Annotated in this window: 15 protein-coding genes; 6 read left to right on the top strand and 9 right to left on the bottom strand. The window is 65.7% G+C overall.

The features are described 5' to 3' along the window. Window positions 1–13: 13 nt before the first annotated feature. Window positions 14–856 carry a VTC domain-containing protein gene (locus tag ACLBYD_RS23635; protein ID WP_447818412.1) on the bottom strand — a complete coding sequence of 281 codons (843 nt, stop codon included), beginning with the start codon at window positions 854–856 and terminating at the stop codon, window positions 14–16. Window positions 857–989: 133 nt separating this feature from the next. Between ACLBYD_RS23635 and ACLBYD_RS23630 the strand changes: the two genes are divergently transcribed. The 3 genes from ACLBYD_RS23630 (at window position 990) to ACLBYD_RS23620 (ending at window position 4,746) form a co-directional block, all read left to right on the top strand. Beyond that, entirely contained in the window at window positions 990–1,697 is a 708-nt protein-coding gene (locus ACLBYD_RS23630) for a response regulator transcription factor (protein ID WP_447818369.1), read from the top strand. Further along, entirely contained in the window at window positions 1,694–3,100 is a 1,407-nt protein-coding gene (locus ACLBYD_RS23625) for a sensor histidine kinase (RefSeq protein WP_447818368.1), read from the top strand. The genes ACLBYD_RS23630 and ACLBYD_RS23625 overlap by 4 nt, the downstream gene beginning before the upstream one ends. Window positions 3,101–3,609: 509 nt before the next feature. Then, the gene (locus tag ACLBYD_RS23620; protein WP_447818367.1) at window positions 3,610–4,746 is read left to right on the top strand and encodes a Rieske 2Fe-2S domain-containing protein; all 1,137 of its coding nucleotides are present in this window, start codon (window positions 3,610–3,612) and stop codon (window positions 4,744–4,746) included. A gap of 36 nt (window positions 4,747–4,782) precedes the next feature. On the opposite strand, the gene ACLBYD_RS23615 is transcribed toward ACLBYD_RS23620, so the two are convergent. Next, window positions 4,783–5,370 carry a TetR/AcrR family transcriptional regulator gene (locus ACLBYD_RS23615; RefSeq protein ID WP_088897944.1) on the bottom strand — a complete coding sequence of 196 codons (588 nt, stop codon included), beginning with the start codon at window positions 5,368–5,370 and terminating at the stop codon, window positions 4,783–4,785. Window positions 5,371–5,478: 108 nt separating this feature from the next. Between ACLBYD_RS23615 and ACLBYD_RS23610 the strand changes: the two genes are divergently transcribed. Next, entirely contained in the window at window positions 5,479–6,267 is a 789-nt protein-coding gene (locus ACLBYD_RS23610; protein ID WP_447818366.1) for an SDR family NAD(P)-dependent oxidoreductase, read from the top strand. On the opposite strand, the gene ACLBYD_RS23605 is transcribed toward ACLBYD_RS23610, so the two are convergent. From ACLBYD_RS23605 to ACLBYD_RS23590, 4 genes are all read right to left on the bottom strand, one after another. Further along, window positions 6,249–7,031: an IclR family transcriptional regulator gene (locus tag ACLBYD_RS23605; RefSeq protein ID WP_308877714.1), complete on the bottom strand. Its 783-nt coding sequence runs from the start codon at window positions 7,029–7,031 to the stop codon at window positions 6,249–6,251. The genes ACLBYD_RS23610 and ACLBYD_RS23605 overlap by 19 nt on opposite strands. A 70-nt stretch (window positions 7,032–7,101) precedes the next feature. Beyond that, complete coding sequence (locus ACLBYD_RS23600; protein WP_447818365.1) at window positions 7,102–7,767, bottom strand: IclR family transcriptional regulator; 666 nt, start codon at window positions 7,765–7,767, stop codon at window positions 7,102–7,104. Between the two features lie 157 nt (window positions 7,768–7,924). Beyond that, window positions 7,925–8,836 (bottom strand): biphenyl-2,3-diol 1,2-dioxygenase, encoded by a 912-nt coding sequence (gene bphC / locus ACLBYD_RS23595; protein WP_016694848.1) that lies wholly within the window; start codon window positions 8,834–8,836, stop codon window positions 7,925–7,927. 27 nt (window positions 8,837–8,863) lie between these two features. Next, on the bottom strand, window positions 8,864–10,036 hold the full coding sequence (locus tag ACLBYD_RS23590) for an acyl-CoA dehydrogenase family protein (protein ID WP_308877708.1): 1,173 nt from the start codon (window positions 10,034–10,036) through the stop codon (window positions 8,864–8,866). Between the two features lie 346 nt (window positions 10,037–10,382). Between ACLBYD_RS23590 and ACLBYD_RS23585 the strand changes: the two genes are divergently transcribed. Beyond that, window positions 10,383–10,925, top strand: coding sequence for a nuclear transport factor 2 family protein (locus ACLBYD_RS23585; protein WP_447818364.1), 543 nt, complete (start codon window positions 10,383–10,385; stop codon window positions 10,923–10,925). A gap of 77 nt (window positions 10,926–11,002) precedes the next feature. Here ACLBYD_RS23585 and ACLBYD_RS23580 read toward each other — a convergent pair whose 3' ends face one another. The 3 genes from ACLBYD_RS23580 to ACLBYD_RS23570 all read right to left on the bottom strand — a co-directional run bounded on the left by ACLBYD_RS23580 (window position 11,003) and on the right by ACLBYD_RS23570 (window position 15,621). Beyond that, entirely contained in the window at window positions 11,003–12,367 is a 1,365-nt protein-coding gene (locus tag ACLBYD_RS23580) for an MFS transporter (protein ID WP_447818363.1), read from the bottom strand. A gap of 36 nt (window positions 12,368–12,403) precedes the next feature. After that, window positions 12,404–14,764: a cytochrome P450 gene (locus ACLBYD_RS23575; RefSeq protein WP_447818362.1), complete on the bottom strand. Its 2,361-nt coding sequence runs from the start codon at window positions 14,762–14,764 to the stop codon at window positions 12,404–12,406. Between the two features lie 176 nt (window positions 14,765–14,940). After that, a complete protein-coding gene (locus tag ACLBYD_RS23570; RefSeq protein ID WP_447818361.1) occupies window positions 14,941–15,621 on the bottom strand; it encodes an IclR family transcriptional regulator in 681 nt (226 codons plus the stop codon). Window positions 15,622–16,267: 646 nt separating this feature from the next. Between ACLBYD_RS23570 and ACLBYD_RS23565 the strand changes: the two genes are divergently transcribed. After that, window positions 16,268–17,658: sugar transferase (locus ACLBYD_RS23565; RefSeq protein WP_447818360.1), on the top strand; the 1,391-nt coding region annotated here is incomplete at its 3' end.

The raw sequence follows: 17,658 nt of genomic DNA, 5'->3' as shown, positions 1-17,658 counted from the left end.
CGGAAAGGGAGAGTCAGCGAACCGGAATCGGCTCGGTGGAAAGTAGATCGGCAGGTACCCGCACATCGAAGCCGTCCGGCAGCACCAGTTCCGGTGCACCGAAACGGGACCTGGGTGCGAGTCCGAACGCCTCGACCGACTGGCAGTACTTCGATACCCGGATCACCGACATGTCCAGCCGCGCCGTCAGATCCGTCGCCCAGTAGGGCACCCGCTCGTTGGCCTTGAGCTCCACGACGGCCAGCTTCGGCGGGATGATGAAGCGGTTCTCGGCGCCGGACGCGAAATGGAAGTCGCGGTCGCGGCCGTGCACCTTGTGGTCGATCGTCACGCGCAGGCCGAGGTCGGCGTCGCGGCCGACGAACGCCTCGCGCAGATAACCGGTCGTCACGATCGGTCGCAGATCCAGATTCCCCACGAGGCCGGAGACCTCGTTGACGAACGGCCGCTGCGAGTCGTCGCACTCGATGTCCTCGCGTCCGTTCAGCCATCGCAGGGCGACACCGTAGGGGAGGGCGGTGCGACGCTTCTGCGTCACCCGGTTGACGCGTTGCTTGATCTCGACCTGCACGGGAGTGTCGTCGGTGCATGCGGCCGGGTCCCCGTACAGCCGCATGCGTACCTTGCGGCGGAACTTCAGGCCCTCGATCTTCTCCCAGTAGAACCGCAGATCCGGTGTGTCGTAGTACAGCGACGTCACCGGATATCCGCCGTGCGGGGAGTACGGATCGGTGTCCATCCGGGCGGCGAGCTCGCGCCGCAGCTCGGGCACCTTCATCTCGTCGACGAAGTATTTGATCTCGTACCGGTTGAACGCGTGCAGTGTGCTCGCGGTCTGCTGGAAGCCGTTGTTCACCCCCACAGCACACACTCGTGATCTCGAGGTTCCGTGGAGTTCTCCTGGCAACTTCCTGACAATCGGGAAGCTCACAGGAATCTGCCAGGAAACCTCGAGCGGGGTGACAGCCCTACCCGCGACAATCGAAGTCGTGACCGACCGGATTCCCGAAGCGCGCGTGCTCGTCGTCGACGACGAGCCGAGCATCGTCGAACTGCTGTCCGTGAGCCTGAAGTTCCAGGGCTTCGAGGTGGAGACCGCGAGCAACGGCGCCGAAGGACTGGACAAGGCGCGACGCTTCCGGCCCGACGCGGTGATCCTCGACGTGATGATGCCCGGGATGGACGGCATGGGCCTGCTGCGCCGCCTGCGCGCCGATGGCATCGACGCGCCCGTGCTGTTCCTGACCGCGAAAGACGCGGTGGAGGACAAGGTCGCGGGCCTGACGCTCGGCGCCGACGACTACGTCACCAAACCGTTCAGCCTCGAAGAGGTCATCGCCCGGCTGCGCACGATCCTGCGCCGCGCCGGCAAGGTGTCCGAGATCGAACGCAGCTCCCGCATCACCTTCGCCGACCTCGAACTCGACGAGGACACCCACGAGGTGTTCAAGGCCGGCACGCCCGTGTCGCTGTCGCCGACCGAGTTCACGCTGCTGCGGTACTTCATGCTCAACGCCGGGACGGTGCTGAGCAAGCCCCGCATCCTCGAGCACGTGTGGAACTACGACTTCGGCGGTGAGGTCGGGGTTGTCGAGTCGTACGTGTCGTATCTGCGACGCAAGGTGGACACCGGCGACGTCCCCCTCATCCACACCGTTCGCGGGGTGGGCTACGTGATGCGGGAACCCCGCACATGAACCGGCTGCGGGCGCTGCCGCTCCGTTGGACGCTGGTGGCCGCCCTGGTGCTCCTGGCCGGCATCGGTCTGCTCGCGTCGGGTGTTGCCGTCACCTCGGCTCTGCAGAACTCTCTGCTGTCGCGCGTCGACCGGGACCTCGAGGAGGCCGCACGGACCTGGGCGCGACCCGACCGACCCCCACTGACGCCACCGCTGGACGCCCCCACCTCCCGGCGACCGCCGAGCCCCTTCTACGTGCAGGTCGTCGACGCCGACGGACAAGTGCTGTTCGTCGTCAACGACAAGTCGACCGCACCGGATGTGCCTGAGGATCCGACGGGTAGGCCCGTCACCGTCGGATCCGTGGGCGACGACGGTCCGCACTGGCGGGTGATGAGCACCGAGAACGCGTCGGGTGTCGTAACCACCGTCGGGATGAGCCTGGCCGAGTCCGAGGAGACGGTGGACAGCCTCGTCGTGCTGCAGACGGTGATCGGTGCGGTCGTGCTGGTCGCACTGGCGGTGGGCGGCGGTGTCGTCGTGCGTATGAGCCTGCGTCCCCTCGACGAGGTCGAGCGCACCGCCGCCGCGATCGCTGAAGGCGACCTCAGCGAGCGGGTGCCCGAGGGCGATCCCCGAACCGAGATCGGGCGGTTGTCGGTGACCTTCAACGCCATGCTCGGCAGGATCGAATCGGCCTTCGCAGCAACCGCAGCATCCGAGGAGTCGGCGCGACGCTCGGAGGAGAAGATGCGTCGCTTCGTCGCCGATGCCAGCCACGAACTCCGAACCCCGCTCACCACCATCCGCGGTTTCGCCGAGTTGTACCGGCAGGGCGCGAGTACCGACACCGGCATGCTCATGGAACGCATCGAACGCGAGGCCCGCCGCATGGGCCTGCTCGTCGAAGACCTGCTGATGCTCGCGCGACTCGACGAACAACGCCCGCTCGACCGTTCCCCGGTGGACCTGCTCGCGGTCGCCGCCGACGCGGTGCACAACGCGCGTGCCGTCGCGCCCGAACGGGCCATCACCCTCGACATCATCGACGGCCCAGGCACTCCCGAGGTTCTCGGCGACGACGCCCGTCTGCGCCAGGTGCTGAGCAACCTCGTCACCAACGCGCTGACCCACACCCCACCCGACGCCGATGTCACCGTTCGGGTGGGCACCGCGGACACCGATGCGATCTTGGAAGTCGCCGACACCGGCACCGGCCTCGACCCCGACGACCGCGAGCGCGTCTTCGAACGCTTCTACCGCGCCGACACCTCCCGCACCCGCGCGTCGGGTGGGAGTGGTCTGGGCCTGTCGATCGTCGCTGCGCTGGTCGCGGCGCACGGCGGAAAGGTGGAGGTGGAGTCGGAGAAGGGTGTCGGCTCTACCTTCCGTGTACGCATCCCCCGTCTACTTCCACGCTGACGCGCTGAAACGGGGTTCGCTCCTGCAACACGCCGCGCGAGCCCCGTTTCACCGCGCCGAAGTCGCCGCGCGTTCGATAGAACCCCGATTGTCCCGCTGGGCTGAAAAGCTGTGTCGCTGCCCACACCTGGGTTCCTAGTCTCGGTGTATCCGAGGAAGGGAATCGGCAACATGCAGTCGCTCGCCTGTCACACCTGTGACGCTCGCGTGCTCGTCGCGAAGTACAGCCCCGCTCATACCAGCATCCAGTGGTCCGACGAGGCCAGACAGTCGTGCCGTGAGATCGCGGCCGCGGCAACCGCTGATCCTGGTGCTTACGTGATGCGCTGCGAGGCACTCGACCGCACGGTGGACGAGGCGGTGGCCGACGGTGTGATCCGGACCGGGCACCGGATCGATCCTGCGATCGCTCCTCTCGCTTCCACGGAAACGGTCGCCCCAGCCCGGTGACCGTCGTTCGCCTTCGACCCTCGTCAGCCCCTTCACCTCTCGTCAGCGCAGGAGAAAACATGACCGTCCCTCAGGAGCGGATCGAGATCCGCAACATCGATCCAGGTACCAACCCCACCCGTTTCGCGCGCGGATGGCATTGCATCGGCCTCGCGAAGGACTTCCGCGACGGAAAGCCGCACCAGGTCAAGGTGTTCGGCACCGACCTGGTGGTCTTCGCCGACACGGCCGGAAAGTTGCACGTGCTCGACGCCTTCTGCCGACACATGGGTGGCAACCTCGCTCGCGGCGAGATCAAGGGTGACACCATCGCCTGTCCGTTCCACGACTGGCGCTGGAACGGACAGGGCCGTTGCGAGGCCGTGCCGTACGCGCGCCGCACGCCGAAGCTCGGCCGCACCAAGGCGTGGACGACGATGGAGCGCAACGGCGTTCTGTTCGTCTGGCACTGCCCGCAGGGTAGTGAGCCCACTCCCGAACTCGCGATCCCCGAGATCGATGGCTACGAGGACGGGCAGTGGAGCGACTGGACGTGGACGACCATCCACGTCGAGGGATCGCACTGCCGCGAGATCGTCGACAACGTCGTCGACATGGCGCACTTCTTCTACGTGCACTTCCAGATGCCCGAGTATTTCAAGAACGTCTTCGACGGGCACATCGCCGGCCAGCACATGCGCTCCTACGGGCGCGACGACATCAAGACCGGTGTGCAGATGGACCTTCCGGAGGCACAGACCATCTCGGATGCCTTCTACTACGGTCCGTCCTTCATGCTCGACACCATCTACACGGTCTCCGAAGGCACGACCATCGAGTCGAAGCTCATCAACTGCCACTATCCGGTGACGAACAATTCGTTCGTGCTGCAGTTCGGCACCATCGTCAAGAAGATCGAGGGCATGTCCGAGGAGCAGGCCGCCGAGATGGCGACGATGTTCACCGACGGTCTCGAGGAGCAGTTCGCCCAGGACATCGAGATCTGGAAGCACAAGTCCCGCATCGAGAATCCGCTCCTCACCGAGGAGGACGGCCCGGTCTACCAGCTGCGTCGCTGGTACAACCAGTTCTACGTCGACCTCGAGGACGTCACACCGGACATGACCCAGCGTTTCGAGTTCGAGGTGGACACCTCCCGTGCGCTCGAGTCGTGGCACAAGGAGGTCGAGGAGAACCTCACCGGTTCGGCGGAGTGATCCGATGATCCGTCCCGCCGTACGCGGCGGGACGGATCATGTGTCGCGTCGGCGGAAGCCGTCGACGAACAACGACACGATGGTGCGCGAGAGATCGGCGAGGGTGCGGTTCGGTCCGGGCCGGTACCAGCGGGAGGCATGCCAGACCGCGTCGTAGATCAGTTCCCGGAACGCTTCGGGATCGATGTCGGTGCGGAAGACCCCTTCCGCGATGCCGTCCCGGATGGCCTCGCGCCATGCGACTTCCATGGCGTCGGCCGAGGAGACCATGTCGGCCTCGACGACGCGCTCGCGCATGTACTCGCCTTCGCGTCGCCAGATGGAGGTCGCGCCGTGATAGTCCTCGGAGGTCTCCAGCGCGATCTGTGTGAAGGCTTCGAGTCGCTCGACCGGCGGTAGTGACCGAGCGAGCACCTCGCGGCACCGTTCGTTGAGGTCGGTGATGTACTCGCGGATGAGCTCGGTGACGATCGCTTCCTTGGACGGGAAGTAGTGGTAGAGCGCTCCGGAGTAGACACCGACCGCATCGGCGATCTCGCGGATGGTGGTGGCGGTGACACCCTTGCGGGCGAAGATCTCCGCCGACCGGTCGAGTATCTGCCGCTTTCGCTCCTGCGGGTCCACCGTCGTCCTCTCGTAAGGCCCGTACAGGCCTGGTTCGGACCGTATTCTGCCACACCCATTGATCAACCGATCAATGGGTTCATGTTCTTCACGTCTTCAGGAGTATGCATGGCCGTGTCCCGGATGGACCCGATCGTTCCCGCTACCCCGCTGGCAGGCGCCACAGCTCTCGTGACCGGCGCAGGTCAGGGTATCGGGAGGGGGATTGCGCTCGCGCTCGCCGCCGCCGGAGCCTCGGTGGCCGTCGTGGGGCGCACCGCGGAGACGATCGGTGCCACCGCGGTCGAGATCGAGGCACGGGGTGGTCGTGCGGTGCCGTACGTATGCGACGTAACCGACCCGGCAGCCGTGGATGCGACCGTCGCCGAGGTGGTTGCACAGTTCGGTGGACTCACAATCCTGGTCAACAACGCGCAAACACCCGCTCCGGGAACGCTGCTGGAACTCGCCGAAGCCGTGTACCGCGACGGTATGGAGTCCGGTCCGACCGCCACTTGGCGGATGATGCGGGCATGCCATCCGCACCTGTGCGGCGGTGGTTCGATCGTCAATCTCGGATCGGCGGCCGGTATCCGGTGGAACCCCTCGGGGACGGGCGGATACGCCGCTGCGAAGGAGGCGATCCGGGTTCTCACCCGCACCGCCGCCTGTGAGTGGGCGGCGGACGGGATCCGTGTCAATTCGATTTTGCCGCTCGCCGATTCGGTAGCCATGCAGGAGTGGGCGGAACGCGAGCCGGAAGAAGCGGCCGCGTACGCGAGTTCGATTCCGCTCGGCCGACTCGGCGATCCCGAAACCGACATCGGGCCCGCCGTCGTCTTCCTGTGCAGTGAGGCCGCCCGCTACATCACGGGCCACTCACTCCCGGTGGACGGTGGTCAGGCGTTGGTGCGCTGACCCACCGATCGACCGAGATGTGGCCGAGAATCGCTCGGGGACAGGGCACGCCACACCGCTCGCGCCGCGAGCCGGACCGGGGTGGCCAGGCCGACGGTGTCGACGATGTCGACGGGACCTGTCACGGACAGTGCTCCCACGCATGTCTGCCCGTTTCCGATGGGCGCCGCCACACACGCGACACCCGGCACCGATTCCTCGCGCTCGTGCGCGACATGTCGTTCGCGGATACGTGCGATCTCGTTGCGGGACAGCAAGTTCTCGGCCCTGGGCGCAGTGGGGTACGTGCATCCTGTTGCAGGATGGGAGGCGTGTAGTCGGGTGTGGGCCAGAAGGGCTTTTCCGAGTGCGGTGCGATGTGCCGGCTGCCGTCCACCGATGCGCGAGGGGAGCGCGAGAGGTCCGCGGCCGACCTTGTCGACGTAGCGCACATCGCCACCGTCGAGGACGGCCAGATGCACGACGAGACCCGTCGCCGAATGCAGGTCGTGCAGGACGGGATGGGCCGCTCGGTGCAGACGGTCGTGGCTCCGTGCCAACGCGCCCCATTCGAGGGGTGTGCGTCCGAGGGCGTAGGTCTTGCCGCGCTTGCTCACCCAGCCGTGCTCGATGAGTTGGGTGAGCAAGCGATGGGTGGACGAGCGTGGCAGACCCGTGCGAGTCGAGAGCTCGGAGAGGGTGAGCCGATTGCCGGTGTGGAACTCGTCCAGCAGTCCGGCCACGCGGGCGATGAAGGCGTTGGAGAACTCGTCGTCGAGTGTCATGGGATCCTCGCAATGCATCGAGATCATCGACTGATCGATTGATCAGCAGATCGGTTGACGGGGTGTGGCGTCACGCGGTCAAAGTCGTCTCCAGATGGTCGGCTGCCCGACGCAACCGCCGGACCGCGTCCTCGCTTATCGCCTCGACCGGGCCGGCCAGCGACAGCGCGGCGATCTCGCCGTCGCCCGCAGCGAAGGCGGCGACGGCGTGCCGGAAGCACTCGCCTCCGTGTACGACACCGCCGACGAGCGAGTGCCCGTTACTGCCCGTCAGGGCGGGGTGGGCTCCGTCGCGTCGGGCCAGCAGCGCCAGGCCGGCGACGGTGTCCTCGGCAGGGCGCCGCTGGCCCGCCCACGTGCTGTCGGTGACCTGCGCGCCACTCACTTTCTCCAGGTAGACGACCTGATCGTTGTCGAGGACGGTCAGGTGGACGGCCAGTCCGGTCTCGCGGTGCAGCGCGTACATCGAGCGGAGAGCGGCGCTGTGGATGCGGTCGTGTGCCTGCGCGAGGGCGCCTAGCTCGACGATCTTCGGGCCGAGGTGATAGGTGGTGCCGCTGCGACGCATCCACCCGACCCGCACGAGTTGGAGAAGCATCCGATGAGCGGACGAACGGGGGAAGCCTGTCCGTCGGCACAGCTCGGTGAGGGTGAGGCCGTCCGTGTCGCGGAACGGTTCGAGCAGCAGGTCGAGACGGTCCATGACGGATGAGGGGGTGGGGAGGACTTCGGGCATGGTCTTCTCCGTGGCATATTCGTTGATTGATCGACCGATCAATGAGTATCTACGACTGTAGCGCCACTCGGAGCTTCCCGGAAGAACGAATTTCAGAACAACGAAAATGCACCGCGACCGGAAGTCGCGGTGCATTCGTCGGACGGACCGAGGGGTGTCAGGCAGTGGGTGGCAGGAACGCCTTCAACGGCTCGGATCCCGACTGGTCGTGGCCCCAGTACGCGTCCGCGGTGATCTCCTCGGACGTGTAGTGACGTTCGTCGACGAGCATGCCCTCGGTGCCGAACTCGAGGTCCCAGCCTCCGGGTGCACGAACGTAGAACGAGATCATCTTGTCGTTGGTGTGCCGGCCGAGCGTCGACGAGATCGAGAAGTCGAGCTTGTTCACCCGGTCGAGCGCCTGACCGACCGCGTCGAGCGTGTCGACCTCGGTCATCAGGTGCACCAGTCCGGGCTCCTCGTTCGGCGGAGCCGGGCACAGCGCGAGGCTGTGGTGCCGCTCGTTGATGCCGAGGAATCGGACGCGCACGAGACCGTCCTCATCGAGACGGATCGAGCCGCGCGGCAGGAAACCGAGCACCTGCGTGTAGAACTCGTACGTCTCGGCGAAGTTCGCCGTCGGCAGCACGACGTGGCCCAGGCCGAGGCCGCCGGTCACCCAGCGTCCACCGAACCGCGTCACGACAGGGCTGTGGTCGAGCACCGGACCGAAGAACACCTCGAGGCGGGTTCCGGCCGGATCCTCGAACGCGATGGCGCCCTCGGCGTCGATGTAGGTCGCTTCCTTGTGCGAGAGCACCTCTACGGTGCGTCCCGACTTCTCGACAGCCTCACGCACGCGCTGGAGCGCGAACTCGTCACGCACCTCCCAGCCCACGGCCAGTGCCTTGTCGGAATCGCCGGGCAGCACCTGGATGCGCGAGCGGCGCTCATCGATGCGGGCGTAGAAGCCGTCGGCCTCGGGGCCGGTTCCCTCGGCCATGCCGAGCCCGTCGAGCAGCAGGGCGCGCCAGCGCGGCACGTCCTGGGTCTGGATGCGGAGGTAACCGAGACCTCTCAGTTCAGTCATGTCGTCGTCCTCGAATGTCGAAGGGGATCAGATCATTGCGCGGTAGGGACCCTGCGGGTCGCCACCGAGCTGAGTGAGAGCTGCGGAGTGGTAGATCATGCCCGGCACGTGGATGGCGTGGGTCAGACCGACGTGCGCGTCGCGCCAGAAGCGCTGCATCGGCGTCTTCAGGTGCACCGCCGCGCCACCGGCACGCGCGAAGATCTCGTCCATCGCCCGCACCGCACGCCACGCCGACGAGATCTGGGTGCGCCGGCCGATGGCGCGCTCCTCGAAGCTGATCTCCTCACCGCGGTCGGTCTTGTCCCAGAACCGGTCGACGGTCTCGAGGAGCGCGAGCCGCGACGCGGAGATCTCGGCGGCTGCCTCGCTGATCGCGAACAGGACGTACGGGTCCTCCTTGATGGGGACACCGGTGACCTGAACGCGCTCCTTCTGTGCGGCGACGTAGCAGGCCAGCGCACCCTCGGTCATGCCGATCAGCGACGAGGTGATGCCCAGCGGGAAGATGTACGAGAAGGGGAACTTGTACAGCGTCTCGTCGCGACCCGCGTGCCGCCAGCCGTTTCCGCTCAGGACGATGTCGGCGTCGATCGTGCGGTACTCGGGCAGGAACGCGTCCTTGACGATCAGATCCTTCGACCCGGTGCCGCGCAAACCGATGACGTTCCAGCTGTCCGCGTCGATCTCGTAGTCCGAGCGGGGGAGCAGCACGTGCAGGACCTGCCCGGTGCGGTTGCCGTCCTTGTCGCCGACTGCTGCGCCGATCATGACCCAACCACAGTGGTCGGTACCCGACGAGAACGACCAGCGACCGTTGAGGATGTAACCCCCGTCGACGGGCACCGCGACACCCATCGGTGCGTACGGCGACGCCATCCACATGTCGTTGTCGTCGCCCCAGATCTCTTCCTGGGCCTTCGTGTCGAAGAAGGTGAGCTCCCACGGGTGCACACCGACGATGCCGGCCACCCAGCCGGTCGCACCGTCGAGAGCACCGAGGGACATGACGGTCTCGGCGAACTCGCGGGGGTGTGCTTCCGAGCCGCCGAACTCCTTCGGCTGCAACATGCGGATGATGCCGGAATCGCGCAGGTGCTTCGCCGAGATGTCCGACAGCCGCATCTGTTCGTCGCCGACGAGGCCTTCACTGCGGATCTCGTCCGCGTGCTGCATGATCCTGTCCAATACCTGACCCATGACGGTGACTCTTCCTGGGAATCGGCTGCTGACGAGCCGGGACTACGTGGAGGGGTGCTCCGCGAATCGGAGCGACCTGCGCTGTGCAGGTGTGGCGTGTCGAACAGTCCCAGCTGTGATGTGAGCGCGCACCGGTGTTTCCGTTGAACGGAACATCCTGGGCAACTCGGAGGGGTCCCGCGCTCATGTTGACGCCATGAAGCGAGGCTCGCCCCTGCAACACGCCGCGCCGGACCCGTTTCACCGCGCGAGGATGCCGGTTGTTCCGATCAACGGGACGTCGCAGGAGTTTCCGTCCGAGGACCGGTAGGCAGGGGAGGTGACCGCCCGCTCCGGAAGGATCGCCATGACCGAGACCACGGACCGCCCGACCAGCGACCTGTCTGCGGCCGAACAGCTTCTCGCCGTCCACGAGATCCAGCAGGTCTTCTCGGCCCGGCTGCGGGTGATGGACACCAAGCAGTGGGAGCTGTACCCCACCTTGCACACCGAGGACGTGGTGAGCGAGACGTGGGGCGGACTCCCCAGCGACAAGCAGCCCCGCACCGGCGAACAGCCCGGCCGTGTAGTCGGACGCGAGGCACTCACACGCGCTATCAGCAACTTCCTCGACGGACCCGTGTCGATCACCTCGGCGCACCACGGCCACTGCCCCGAGATCGTCCTCGAATCAGCCACGAGCGCGCGCGGCGTCTGGGCGATGGAGGACGAGTTGTGGTGGGACAACGACGGCGTCGAGGAGTCGCTGCACGGCTGGGGGCACTACCACGAGGAGTACCGCAAGGTCGACGGTGTCTGGCTGATCTCCTACCGCAAACTCACGCGTCTGCGTGAGGTGCACACGCCCGGTTTCTTCAGCTTCCTGAAAAGAACCCCAGATCCGAGCTGACGCGCCGAAACGAGGCTCGCGCGGCGTGTTGCCGACGCGAACCTCGTTTCAGCGTGCCAATTCTCGATGAGGCGTGCTCAGTAGAGATCGTCGAGCTTGTCGAGATCGACACCCTTCGTCTCGCGACTGGTGGCCACGGCGATCACGGTGATCGACATGGTGATCACCAGATAGACGATGACTGCGGTGGCACTGAAGCGGTCGACCAGCCACACCGCGATGAACGGGGCAGGAGCCCCGGCGATGATCGACGAGCCCTGGAACACCAGCGACGAACCGGCGAAGCGGTACTTGGTGGGGAAGAGTTCCGTGATCCATGCGGCTTCGGGACCCGCAAGCATGCCGTGCAGCAATGCGCCGACGCACACACCCACACCGAGCGCGGTCATGTTCTCGGTGTGCACCAGGGAGAAGAAGATCGGCGCCCAGATGATGAGCGAGACGGCCGGGACGAGCATCGCGATTTTGCGTCCCACCCGGTCGGACCACCATCCGCCGCCGATCATGCCGAGGAACTGGCACACCGATGCGAAGGCGACGGTGGTGACGATCGCGCCGCGGGTGTAGTCGAAATAGGTCGTGGCGTACGCGATGACGAAGATCGTGTAGACGTAGAACGCAATGTTCTCGCCCAGGCGCATGCCGAGGCCGTGGAGCAACGGGCGCGGCTTACGCAGCGCCTCGATGATGCTGGACGATTCCTTGCGTGCAGCCTTGTCCTCGGCGGACTCGGCCTTCGCCTGTGCGGCCTGGTAGACCGGAGATTCCTCGACACCCCGTCGGATCAGAAAGCCGATGATGAGCAGGGGCACGGCGAGCAGGAAGGCGACGCGCCAGCCCCAGTTGTCGAATGCGTCCCCGGGGAAGACGACCGCCAGGATGCCGACCGTGACGGTGGCCAGGACGGTACCGGCCGGCGCTCCGGACTGCGGCCACGCCGCCCAGAATCCGCGTCGTTTGGGTTCGCCGTATTCGCTGACCAGGATCACTGCGGCGCCGAACTCGCCACCGAGGGCAAAGCCCTGGATCATGCGCAGGACGACCAGGGCGACGGTGGCCCAGATCCCGATCTGGCCGTAGGTGGGGAGCAGTCCGATCGCGGCGGTCGCGCCTCCCAGCATCAGGAACGTTGCAACCAGAATGGGTTTGCGTCCGAACTTGTCACCTAGATGACCGAAGACGATGCCGCCGAGGGGCCGGGCGACGAACCCGAGGCCTTGGGTCGCCAGTGCCATCAACAAGGAGGCGACCGGGTTGCCGCTGGGGAAGAACAGAGGGCCGAGGACGGTCGCGGCGAGGATGCCGTAGATCGCGAAGTCGTACCACTCGAGGACGGCGCCGGCCATGCTGCCGGCCAGAACCCGTTTGAACGGGGTTCTGGTGGTCGGTGTGCCGGAGTCCGGTGGGACGGACGGCGTACCCGACTGCTCGATGGTGGTCATGTCGTGCCTTTCGGATCAGTTTCGAGGGTTGCTGTGTCACAGCTGGAGGGTCAGCTTGTCGCCGCATGCGCGGGAGCAGCAGGTCATCATGGTTTTTCCGGCTGCGCGCTCGGCCTTGGTGAGGACCAGGTCGCGGTGGTCGACCTCGCCGCCGAGGACAGGTACCTCGCAGGCGCCGCAGATGCCTTCCTCACAATCGCTCTGCGCGTCGATGTTGGCGGCTCGAAGTGCCTGGAGCACTGTCTGGTCGGCAGCGACCGGGACGGTGATGCCGGAATCCTTCAGCACTACCTCGAAGCCGTGCTCCTTGGAGGGATCGAGTTCTTCGAGCGTGGATGAGAAATGTTCGACGTGCAGGGTGTCGTCGGGCCAATGTGCGGTGGCCTCGCCGAGTGCGGAGAGCAGACGCTCGGGACCGCACGAGTACACCTGCGTGCCCTCTTCCGGGTCGGCGAAGAGAGCGGGAAGGTCCATGCGGGTGCCTTCGTCGCCGGGATAGAGCCGGACCCGATCGCCGTGGTCGCGTGCGAGACGGTCGAGAAATGCCATCGAGGTGCGTGAGCGTCCGGCGTAATGGATCTCGTAGTCGCCTCCGGCGGCCTTGACCTGATCGGCCATCGCGATCACCGGGGTGATGCCGATGCCACCGGCGACGAAGACATACCGTTTCGCGTCGGGGTCGAGCTTGAAGTGGTTGCGGGGACCCCGCACCCGAAGCGTGTCGCCGACGGAAAGTTCGGTGTGGATCCACCGGGACCCGCCCCGACTCTCCTGATCGTGGAGAACGGCCACCTGGAAGGTGTTGCGGTCGTTCGGGTCACCGCACAGTGAGTACTGTCGCGACACTGCACCGCAGTCGACGTCGATATGCGACCCGGCGGACCATTTCGGCAGCGGCCGCCCGCTCGTGTCGCGCATGGTGATCAGCAGGGTGTCGTCGGCAACGGGTTCGAGGTCGGTCACGGCCATCGTGCGAGCGATCGTGTTCTTCGACGGTTCGCCGATCTTGACCGGCTGCTGAAGGGACAGCAATTCCGGATCGGCTCGTTCGGGGTTGCGCGTCGGATCCCAGCGAACCCACACATGATCGGGTCCGCGGAACGAGGTGTTGGGCAGATAGGTGAATTCCTGATCCGGGACCAGCTCCATATGTGGCAGGCGGCGGGTCAGTTCTTCGAGGAAGATCTGGATCTCCATGCGTGCGAGGTTTTTTCCCATGCACTGGTGGCTGCCGTACCCGAAGGTGAGATGGTCGCTGGCGTTGTCGCGCCGGATGTCGAAGTCGTCGGCCTGGTCGAAGTGCCGTTCGTCGTGGTTCGCGGACGAGTTCACGATCAGCAGTTTCGCCCCGGCAGGAATGGCGACACCGTTGATCGTGGTGTCCGCAGTGACGAGACGCCGCCACGCCGCTACCGATCCGGAATGACGTAGGCATTCTTCGACCGCGTTGGGGATCAGGCTCGGGTCGGCGCAGATCTCCTCCCACACGTCGCGATGTTCGAGCAGCAGCCGCAAGGCATTTGCGGAGGCGTTGGCGGTGGTCTCGTGCGCGGCGACGATGCCGGCCATCATCATCGAGTGCAGGTAGGAGTCGGTGACGACGTCCGGCTGTTCCTGCTGAACGCGGATTCCGAAAGGCATCCAGCCGTGCCCGTTGGGATCCTTGCGCATCTTGTCGAGAACGGTGCCGGCGAACTGCCAGAACTTACCGACGGCATCGGCGACGGCGACCTGCTGCTCGGGAGCCGGGCGCCCCCAGGTGTTGACGGTGTGCGCGATCGAGTATTCGCGCAGGGTGTCCATGTCTTCTTCGGGCACCCCGAGGAAGTGCAGTGCGACGGTAAGCGGAACCTCCCAGAGCATCTCGTCGACGAGGTCGACGTGTCCGGTGTCGATGAAACGATCGACGTACTCACGGGTCAGGCGGCGCACCATCGGCTCGTGGTGCGCAAGCGCGGCGGGGGTGAACGGTTCCATCAGCGCACGGCGGCGCGGCATGTGCGCGGGTTCGTCCTCGTTGACGAGGGTGCGGTTCATGGCATAGCCGTAGCGGGCGAGGACGGCGTTCGCTTCCTCGGAGGTCGGGGTGATCTTCTCGAGCGCGATCGCGGGCGAGAACAGTTCGTTGTCGCGGAAGACGGCTTTGACGTCTTCGTAGCGGGTGACCACCCAGTAGTCGAGTTCGGGACTGTAGAAGACGGGTTCGTCGTCGCGGGACCAGCGCAGGGATGCGGCCGGGTCCACTTGGTACGGCCCGGTGAAGGGGTCGAAGGCGGCGGCGCGTGGGGAGACGGGGCAGCCGGTAGGGGAGGTGAAGGCGGTGTGGTCGATGGGGCAGCGGCTCTCCGCGGCGGGTTGCGGGGTGTCGAGGGCGGTGCCGATCGACTGACTCGTCATGATGCTCTCCATCTGCGAACTGCGGATTTACTTTTAACGAACACATTTGTTCGTTGAACGCACACTAAGACGGTAACGGTGGTCACACTCGACGTCAACGCCGGGGTTGGATCTCTGTGCTGAGGGCACAAAAAAAGGACGCCCGCAGCGGGCGTCCTCGAGTGCGGCTGTACTGGTCAGGTATCGAGCAGGCTGTTGATCCGTGCGGCGGTCGCCACAACGGCGGCTGCCGCAACGTCGGTATCGAGACCTTCGATCGCGACAACGCCGACGCTCGCCTCGAATCCCATGCCCTCATGGTCGACGGGAGAGCGCACGCCGGCTGCCACGCCGACAGCGCCGTGTTCGAGTTCGCCGGCGGTGATGCTGAAGCCGTCCTCGCGTGCGCGTCGGATCGCGTCGGTGTCGGACTCCGATGCGGGGCGACCGGCAAGGATGGCGATACCGGCCGCGCCCTTGGACACGGGATGTCTGGTGCCGACTCGGTAGCCCACCCGGAGGATGCCCGAATCGGGTTCGGCCACCGCGATCACTACGCACTCGTCGCCCTCGAGGGTCGACAGGAAAGCAGTGGCCGATGTCTGCTGAGCCAGGTCTCGCAGGAGCGGTTGCGTCACCTCGCGCAAGCGGGGACGGAAGCGCGAACCGAGTAGTGCGGCTCCCACCGCCAGTCTGATCCGGCCGTCCTGCATTCGGGCTACGAGCGAGTGTGCTTCGAGCGTCGCGACGATTCGATAGCCGATGGCCCGAGCGACCTCCAGTTCGGCCGAGAGTTCCGCGACCGAAATCCCCCCTGGTCGCTGGGACACGATGTCCAGCGCACGTAGACCGCGATCAAGGGTCTGGAGGGTGCTCAACAGTTCTCCTCAGGGCTCTCGCTAGCGATACCGAAGCCTATCCCGACCATATCTCCGGCTATCGGCATGAATGGAGCGGGCGTCCGGCAGCACGGTTCCGGGTGTCGGCCGAACCCTCGCGCGCTGAAACGAGGCTCGCCCCTGCAACACGCCGGGCGAGTCCCGCTTCGGCGCGTCAGCCTTTCACCTTTGATAGGCGAACGGTCGGGCTGCGCGGGCCGCGTGGTGTCCTCACCACCCGGCAGAGGGCGCTTGATATTTCGCAAACTCGAAGTAACACTATTCGGCGCCCGGCTCTCCTCGATCCTGGTGAATCGATCGGGTTCCGGGTTGGAGAAGAACTTCACATAAACGTGATGATCATCACTCTGGGTATTTCCATCGATCGGACTACGCCCAGGTGGACGGACTCGAAGCCCAAGGGATTCAACCGAACACACGACGCGACCGCATCACCGGCTACCGAACAGAGTCTGGATTTCCCGGCTGATCTGCGACAAGACTTCAATTCACACGTAACGCTCAGCTATTTCTTAGGGATAGTTCGGGTAACGCTCGCTCGAGTCCGGTTCCAGCGCCGGGGCCTGGACTCGTCGGGAAAGTTTTGTCTCGGGGAGGAGACACCACTTATGGGGAGGACTGCGGGATGACGACGGTCGATGATCGAGGGCTCGACCCGTCCGACGCTCCGCGGGGTGCACCGAAACGTGCCCCCGCGGACGCGTTGCCCGGCACCGGCGTCAATCGGTGGAAGTGGCAGAACGCCTACGTGAAGCGGCTCTACGTCACGGACGCGCTCGTCGTTGTGTTGTCCGTGCTGCTGGCGCAGTGGGTGCGGTTCGGATCCGAGGAACTCTTGCTCGCCGGGGAGGGCGCAGAACTCGAGTACTCGTTGACCTCCGCGACCATCATCGTTGCGTGGTTGGGCGCACTGAGCCTCTTCCGCACGCGGTCGCGTCGCGTCATCGGTGCCGGTTACGACGAGTATCAGCGGGTCATCTCGGCGACGCTCGCCATGTTCGGCACCATCGCCATCATCGCGCTCATCACCAACGAGCAGATCGCGCGCGGCTTTCTTGCCATCGCTCTGCCGGTGGGTCTTGCCGGTTTGCTGCTGTCGCGCTGGGTGTGGCGGAAGGTGATCGCGCGCAAGCGTGCTCGGGGCGACTTCCACACGTCGGTACTCGTTGTGGGTGGCGCGCGAGCGGTGCGGCATATGACCCGCACCTTCTCCCGCAAGGACGGCGAGGGCTACCGCGTCGTCGGTGTCTGTGTGCCCCGTTATTCGGGTGCCCCCGGTGATGTGATCGATGTCGACGGCCGGGAGATCACCATCTACGGCGACGAACACTCCGTCGTCGAAGCACTCAAGTTGTCGGGGGCGGACTCGGTGGTGGTCACCGCCACCGAAACCCTGGGCAGCGAGGGGTTGCACGATCTGGTCTGGCAGCTCGAGCCGCTCGACACCGACCTGGTGGTCGCCACCGGTGTGGTCGATGTGGCCGGTCCGCGGATCGAGATGCGCCCGGTCGCCGGTCTGCCGCTGATCCACGTGGAGAAGCCCAGCTACCACGGGGCCAAGCGCTCGGGGAAGCGGATCTTCGACCTGGCGTTCGCAAGCCTGGCATTGCTGGCGTTGGCTCCGGTGTTCGCGGTCGTCGCCCTGCTCATCAAGCTCGAGGATCGGGGTCCGATCTTCTACAAGGCCGAGCGTATCGGCATCGACGGCACGCCGTTCGGGATGATCAAGTTCCGCTCGATGGTGACCAATGCCGACAAGATGGTCGACACGTTGCTGGCGCAGAACGAGGGTGCCGGTCCGCTGTTCAAGATGAAGGACGATCCGCGGGTCACCCGTATCGGCAAGGTGATGCGTCGGTTCAGCATCGACGAGTTGCCGCAGTTCCTCAATGTCATTCGTGGCGAGATGAGCGTGGTGGGTCCGCGTCCGCCGTTGCGGCGTGAGGTCGAAGCCTACGACGGTCGGGTCAAGCGCCGGCTGTTGGTGCGCCCCGGAGTGACGGGACTCTGGCAGGT

This window comes from Rhodococcus sp. C26F (genome assembly GCF_053345925.1).
Note: the sequence above shows the minus strand (reverse complement) of the source record. Positions and strands in the feature narration are given on the sequence as shown.